The sequence below is a fragment of the Streptococcus suis genome (assembly GCF_002960445.1).
Classification (GTDB): Bacteria; Bacillota; Bacilli; order Lactobacillales; family Streptococcaceae; genus Streptococcus; species Streptococcus hyiners.
In genome coordinates this window covers 1-346 of sequence record NZ_POJD01000184.1, presented here as the reverse complement: position 1 = coordinate 346, position 346 = coordinate 1, and the positions used below count along the sequence as shown (strand labels likewise).

The window sequence follows — 346 nt, the reverse complement described above, 5'->3', positions numbered from 1 at the left end:
AGCCAAAGTAGTTGCTCGGAAATCTCCAAATTCCCTTTATGACGAAGATTTGGCAACCTATACCAGTGCAGATACCTTTGATCAAGATGCGGCAGTCGGTTTCATCAAGCTTTGGGGATTGCCAACCAAGGTCAATGCGGAAATTCATAAAAAGAGCTAGAAAGTAGGAGCCTATGGAAGCAAAGAAATTATGGGGAGGTCGCTTTGAAGCCAGTCTTGAGGAATGGGTTGAAGAATTCGGAGCCTCCATTCGCTTTGACCAAAAATTGGCCAAGTATGATATTCAAGGCTCACTGGCCCATGTCAAGATGCTGGGGCAAACTAGGATTATCTCTCAAGCTGAGGC

The 346-nt window shown here is 45.4% G+C and carries 2 pseudogenes; both read left to right on the top strand.

The window, feature by feature from the left end:
* Nucleotides 1–160, top strand: a pseudogene (locus C1G53_RS07665) (argininosuccinate synthase domain-containing protein); the annotation flags it as partial.
* Nucleotides 161–173: 13 nt separating this feature from the next.
* Nucleotides 174–346, top strand: a pseudogene (locus tag C1G53_RS07660) (argininosuccinate lyase); the annotation flags it as partial.